Below are 5,746 nucleotides of genomic sequence, written 5' to 3'. Positions count from 1 at the left end.
CGCCGCCCAGCGCGGCCAGCGCCAGCGGCCGGCGCGGCGGGGCGTGGCGCAGCGTCCAGGCGGCCAGCGCGCCCATCAGGAACTCGACATGGCGCAGCTCGAACAGGATGTCGGCCAGGGGGCCGATTCCCTTCGGCAGCAGCAGCGACAGCGCCACCCAGGCCAGGCCGATGGCCAGGCCGGCGCGCGGCGCCAGGATGGCCAGGGCGAAGAGCAGGTAGAACAGCATCTCATGCACCAGCGTCCAGGCGACGCCGAGCAGCAGGGGCGGCCCTGGCAGCAGCAGCAGCGAGGCCAGCAGGCGCCCCGGCTCCAGCCCGCCGGCGCTGGCCAGGGCCAGCCCCGCATAGAGCAGGGTGACGATCCAATAGGCCGGGTAGACGCGGCTGATGCGCTTCCAGAGATAGGGCCGGACACGCTCCCGCCGGCCGAGATCGTCCAGATGCACATGGGTGATGATGAAGCCGCTGAGCACGAAGAAGAAATCGAGCCCGGCATAGCCGAAGGCGAAGGCGGCGCCGACCGGCCGCTGGCCGAACAGGTTGTGGAAGGCGGTGTCGCTGATGTGGAACAGCATCACCAGCAGGGCGGCGATGCCGCGGCCGGCCTCCAGCACGGGCAGGCGTTGGGCGGCGGGCGGGGGCGGCATGGCGGGGCGGCTCGCTGACAAGGTCGCCACAGCGTTACCGCTATTTTATGCGAAAATGAAACGATTTTCCGGTGCGGCGGGATGGGAGCGTCAGGGTGTTGCCGGCTCCGGTGCCTTTCCGGCGCATGCCCGCGAAGGGCGGCCACCGCCGGAAGCCGGCTTCTTCGCCTGACGGCGGCCGCCGGACAACAGAGTCCCGCCTTTCAGCCCGACGGCGGCAGCCCGAAACAGAGCCCCGCCTTTCCACCCGACGGCGGCAGCCAGGAAAAAGAGTCCCGCCTCGCCACCGGACAGCGGCAGCCCGAAAAAGAGTCCCGCCGCGCCACCCGGCGGCGGCAGCCCGTTAAAAATGCGGGCGGGCGAGGCCGGTGGCGAGGGCGGCTTCGGCGCGGCGCAGATCGACCGGGGTGGAGAGGTGGAACCACGCCCCGTCATGCACCAGCCCGTAGAGGCGCTCGGCCTCGATGGCGCGCTGCCACAGCGTCATCATGCCGAAGCGGCCCTGCGGCGCGTCCTGGAACAGGCGCGGATGGACGATCTGCACGCCCGCATAGACGTAAGGGGCGATCTCGCGCTCCTTCGGGCGGCGGGCGCGGCCCAGCGGGTCGAGCAGGAAATCGCCGCGGCCGACCTCGCTCTCCACCAGGGCGGAGCGGACCAGCAGCAGCAGCGCGTCCATCTTCTCGGCGTCGAAGCGCGCGGCCAGGCGCTCCAGCGTCGGGCTCGGCCCGTCCAGCCAGAAGGCGTCGCCATTGACCACCAGGAAGGGGTCCTCGCCCAGCAGCGGCAGGGCGTCGCGGACGCCGCCGCCGGTCTCCTGCGCCTCCTCCTCGCGCAGCACGCGGGGCGGGTTGGCGCGGGCGGCGCAGACCGCCTCCACCTGCTCGGGGAACCAATGGGCGTTGACCACGAGATTGCCGATGCCGCCCGCCTCCACCCGGTCCAGCGCGTGGTCGAGCAGGGTGCGGCCGGCGAGAGGCAGCAGCGGCTTCGGCGTCGCCTCGGTGAGCGGCCGCATGCGGGTGCCGAGGCCTGCGGCCAGCACCATGGCGGAGGAGAGGGTGATCACGCGGCGGGGGTCCTTCAGGAAAGGCCGTCAGGGTTGCGCCGCTGTGCCGCCGGCACATGGCGGTCGAGGAAGGCGGCGAGCGGCGCCGTGGCGGGGTGTTGCAAGGCGCGCGCCAGCAGCGCCCAGCAGCGCGGGCCATGGGCGAGGTAGGCGGGCTTGCCGTCGCGCCGCGCCAGCCGCACCCAGAGGGCGGCGACCCGCAGGTGCCGCTGCGCCGCCATGGCGGAGAGCGCCGCGCGGAAGTCTTCCGGGCGCAGCCCCGGCCGCAGGGCCAGGTAGCGGTCCAGCGCCGCCTCCCGCACCGCCGGGGCCACGTCGCGCCGCGCATCCTCCAGCAGGCTGACCAGATCATAGGCGGGATGGCCGAGACCGGCATCCTGGAAGTCGAGGATGCCGGTGCGGCGCGGCCCGGCGCGGTCGGGAAGGCGGATCAGGTTGGCCGGGAAATAGTCGCGGTGGACGAAGCCGCCCGCGCCCGCGAAGGGCGCCAGCATGGCCCGCATCGCCGCCAGGAACTCGGCGCGGATGTCTTCCGGCGGCGCGGCGCCGAAGGCCGCCGGCCACCACCAGCCCAGGAAGGTGTCGGCCGCCGTCGCCGCCATGCGCTCCGCCTCCCACAGCGGCAGTCCGGGCGGCGGCGGGGCGTGGTGCAGGGCGGCGAGCGTCTCCGCCGCCTCCAGGTAGAGCGGCAGCGGATCGGACCCGGCATCGAGCAGGGTGGCGTGGGTGTCGGGGCCGAAATCCTCCACCAGCAGCAGCCCGTTCGGCACGTCCTCGGCCAGGATCAGCGGCGCCGAGAGGCCGGCGCCCGCGATGTGCCGCGCCAGGCCGAGGAAGGGCAGGATGTCCTGCGCCGGCGTCAGGCCGACTCGGCCGGAATCGGCGCAATCCATCAGCAGGGCCGGGCGCGGCCCGCCGGAGAGGCGCGTGTAGCGGCGATGGCCGGCATCCTGCGGCAGCGCCAGCCGCGTGGCGGCGGCATAGCCATGCCGGGCGAGGAAGGCATCGGCGGGGCTCGGGCTGGCGGGGGCGGGCGGCGGGGTCATGCTGGAGCGGGGTGGTGACGCAGCCGGCGCCGCTTGCCAAGCACCGATTGCGCCGGCGCGGGATCCGGTGGCGTCACAGCCCGGCCAAAGCAGGCAGCCGGTCGGCCCAGCCGGAGAGGCTGGCCTGCCGCGCCTCCCCCGCCGCATCGGGGCGGAGCGTGATGCGCAGCGCGTCCTGCGGCGCCAGCCAGCCCAGCCGGTCCGGCCATTCGACCAGCACGATGCCCTCGCGCGCTTCCTCCCAGCCCAGCTCCTCCAGCTCGTCGGGGCCGGAGAGGCGGTAGAGGTCGTAATGCGCCGCCGGGCCCTGCGGCAGCTCATAGCCCTGCACCAAAGTGAAGCTGGGGGAGGGCACTTCCAGCCCCGGATTGCCGGCGGCGGCGCGCAGGAAGGCGCGGCAGAAGGCGGATTTGCCGGCGCCGAGCGGCCCTTCCAGCAGCAGCGCGTCGCCCGGCCGGGCGAGCGCGGCGGCGCGCGCCGCCAGCGCCTCGGTGGCGGCGAGATCGGGGAGGGTCAGGTGCAGCGTGTCGGCCATCGCGGGCGCAATCTGCCCGCGCGGCGGGGGGCTCCACAAGCGCCCGCAGCCATGGGTGGCGTGGCAGGCTTTGCCCCCACGCGGCAAAGCCTCTATGCACCGGCTCCAGACGCGAAGGGACCCTTGCCCATGCCTGACCACTCGCCCGCCCCCCATGTCGCGGTGGAAGCCGATGTCGCCATCATCGGCGCCGGCCCGACCGGGCTGTTCGCGGTGTTCGAATGCGGCATGCTGCGCATGAAATGCGTGGTGATCGACACGCTGGAGGCGATCGGCGGGCAATGCGCCGCGCTCTATCCCGAGAAGCCGATCTACGACATCCCCGCCCACCCCGCGATCGCCGGGGCCGAGCTGATCGCGCGGCTGGAGGAGCAGGCGGCGCCCTTCGCCCCGATCTACCTGCTGGGCCGCCGGGTCGATGCGCTGGCGCAGCGCCCCGAGGGCGGCTTCGAGCTGCGCACCAGCCGCGACGAGGTGGTGCGCGCCAAGGCGGTGATCCTGGCCGCCGGCGCCGGCGCCTTCGGCCCCAACCGGCCGCCGCTGAACGACCTGCCCGCCTATGAGGCCAGCGGCGCGGTGCGCTATCTGGTGGCGCGGCGCGAGGAGTTCCGCAACAAGCGGGTGGTGATCGCCGGTGGGGGCGATTCGGCGGTGGACTGGGCGCTGAGCCTGAAGGACATCGCCGCCAAGGTGACGGTGGTGCATCGCCGGCCCAAGTTCCGCGCCGCGCCCGAGAGTGTGGCGCAGATGGAGGCCGCCGCCGCGCGCGGCGAGATCGACCTGGCCATCCCCTACCAGCTGCACGGGCTGCGCGGCGAGGATGGCGCGCTGTCCGAGGTGGTGCTGGCGACCCTGAAGGGCGAGGAGAAGGCGGTGCCGGCCGACCACCTGCTGGCCTTCTTCGGCCTGTCGATGGAGCTGGGCCCGATCGCCGAATGGGGGCTGGGGCTGGAGCGCAGCCATGTCACCGTCGAGCCCTCCACCTGCATGACCAGCCTGGACGGGGTGCACGCCATCGGCGACATCGCCACCTATCCGGGCAAGCTGAAGCTGATCCTGCAGGGCTTCGCCGAGGCGGCGATGGCGGCGCATGCCATCCATCCGCGCGTCTTCCCCGGCGAGGCGCTGCATTTCGAGTACAGCACCTCCAAGGGCGTGCCGCTGGGCTGACCGCCCCGCCGCGCAACAACGGGAAGGAAACCCGCCATGGCTGAGGGCCGGCTGTTCATCGGCACCAAGATGTATTCCTCCTGGTCGCTGCGCGGCTGGCTCGCCGTGCAGCTGGCCGGGCTGGATGTGGAGGAGGTGGTGATCCCGCTGGCCGGCGGCGCCACGGCGGCGGTGAAGGAGGCGACCCCCTCCGGCACCGTGCCTTATCTGGAGCATCGCGGCGCCTGCGTCTGGGAGAGCCTGGCGATCCTGGAATACTGCGCCGAGATCGCCCCCGCCCTGTGGCCGGCCGACAGGGTGCAGCGCGCCGCCGCGCGCAGCATCGCCTCCGAGATGCATGCCGGCTTCCGCGGCCTGCGCATGGCCATGCCGATGACCATCCTGAACCGCTTCCCCGGACAGGGCCGCACGCCGGAGGCGCTTTCCGACATCGCCCGCATCGAGGCGATCTGGCAGGCGGCGCTGCGCGACTCGGGCGGGCCCTTCCTGTTCGGCGCGGAGCTCACCGGCGCCGACATCATGTTCGCCCCCGTCGCCTGCCGCTTCCTGACCTGGGAGCCGGAGCTTTCGCCCCTGAGCCGCGCCTATGTGGCGGCGCTGCGGGCGCATCCGCTGATGGCCCGCTGGTATGCCGAGGCCGCGGCCGAGCCCGAAGCCTGGAAACTGCCGAAATACGAGCAGGCGGGGGACGTGGCATGAGCGGCGCCGAGAGCCTGGACCATGTCGGCGTCTGCACCCGCGACGGGCCGGCCCTCTGGGCGGCCTATGAGCGGCTTGGCTTCGCGCTGACCCCGGTCGCCCGGCAATCCGGCCGCCGCAGCCCGGATGCGCCGGTCGAGCCCTTTGCCACCGGCAATCGCTGCGCCATGCTGCGCCAGGGCTATATCGAGCTGCTGGCGATCCTCGACCCCAGCCTGTTCGCCAACCGGCTGGACGTGTTCCTCGACCGTTATGCCGGCATGCACATCCTGGCCTTCGGCATGGCGGATGCCGAGGCGGAGCTGGAGCGGCTGCGCCGCGCCGGCATCGAACTGCCGGGCGTCGCCCATCTGGAGCGGCCGGTGGACGACCCGGACGGGCCGCGCGCCCGCTTCTCCCGCCTGCCGCTGCCGGACGCGCCGGAGGGGCGGCTGCAGCTGATCCAGCATTTGACGCCGGAGCTGCTCTGGCAGGAGCGCTGGCTGGAGCACCCGAACCGCGCCGTGGCGCTGGAGCAGGCGATCCTGGTCGCGCCCGACGCCGCCGCCAGCGCCGCCGCCCTGTCGCGGCTGACCGGC

7 protein-coding genes are annotated in these 5,746 nt (G+C 73.5%); 3 read left to right on the top strand and 4 right to left on the bottom strand.

The window, feature by feature from the left end:
• The 4 genes from HMPREF0731_RS06955 to tsaE all read right to left on the bottom strand — a co-directional run.
• Positions 1-649 (bottom strand): acyltransferase family protein (locus HMPREF0731_RS06955; RefSeq protein ID WP_007003352.1); only part of this gene is annotated, 649 nt, incomplete at its 3' end.
• Between the two features lie 343 nt (positions 650-992).
• The gene (locus HMPREF0731_RS06950; protein WP_007003351.1) at positions 993-1,718 is read right to left on the bottom strand and encodes a nucleotidyltransferase family protein; all 726 of its coding nucleotides are present in this window, start codon (positions 1,716-1,718) and stop codon (positions 993-995) included.
• A 14-nt stretch (positions 1,719-1,732) separates the two neighbouring features.
• Positions 1,733-2,764: an aminoglycoside phosphotransferase family protein gene (locus HMPREF0731_RS06945; RefSeq protein ID WP_007003350.1), complete on the bottom strand. Its 1,032-nt coding sequence runs from the start codon at positions 2,762-2,764 to the stop codon at positions 1,733-1,735.
• Between the two features lie 73 nt (positions 2,765-2,837).
• Complete coding sequence (gene tsaE / locus HMPREF0731_RS06940) at positions 2,838-3,299, bottom strand: tRNA (adenosine(37)-N6)-threonylcarbamoyltransferase complex ATPase subunit type 1 TsaE (RefSeq protein WP_007003349.1); 462 nt, start codon at positions 3,297-3,299, stop codon at positions 2,838-2,840.
• Positions 3,300-3,428: 129 nt separating this feature from the next.
• Between tsaE and HMPREF0731_RS06935 the strand changes: the two genes are divergently transcribed.
• The 3 genes from HMPREF0731_RS06935 to HMPREF0731_RS06925 form a co-directional block, all read left to right on the top strand.
• Positions 3,429-4,469, top strand: a complete 1,041-nt coding sequence (locus HMPREF0731_RS06935) for an NAD(P)/FAD-dependent oxidoreductase (RefSeq protein WP_007003348.1) — start codon at positions 3,429-3,431, stop codon at positions 4,467-4,469.
• 36 nt (positions 4,470-4,505) lie between these two features.
• A complete protein-coding gene (locus HMPREF0731_RS06930; protein WP_007003347.1) occupies positions 4,506-5,168 on the top strand; it encodes a glutathione S-transferase in 663 nt (220 codons plus the stop codon).
• Positions 5,165-5,746 (top strand): VOC family protein (locus HMPREF0731_RS06925; protein WP_007003346.1); only part of this gene is annotated, 582 nt, incomplete at its 3' end. The genes HMPREF0731_RS06930 and HMPREF0731_RS06925, both read left to right, overlap by 4 nt.

The organism is Pseudoroseomonas cervicalis ATCC 49957, from assembly GCF_000164635.1.
Lineage (GTDB): Bacteria > Pseudomonadota > Alphaproteobacteria > Acetobacterales > Acetobacteraceae > Pseudoroseomonas > Pseudoroseomonas cervicalis.
The sequence above is the reverse complement of the archived record's forward strand: the minus strand, read 5'-3'. Positions and strand labels throughout refer to the sequence as shown.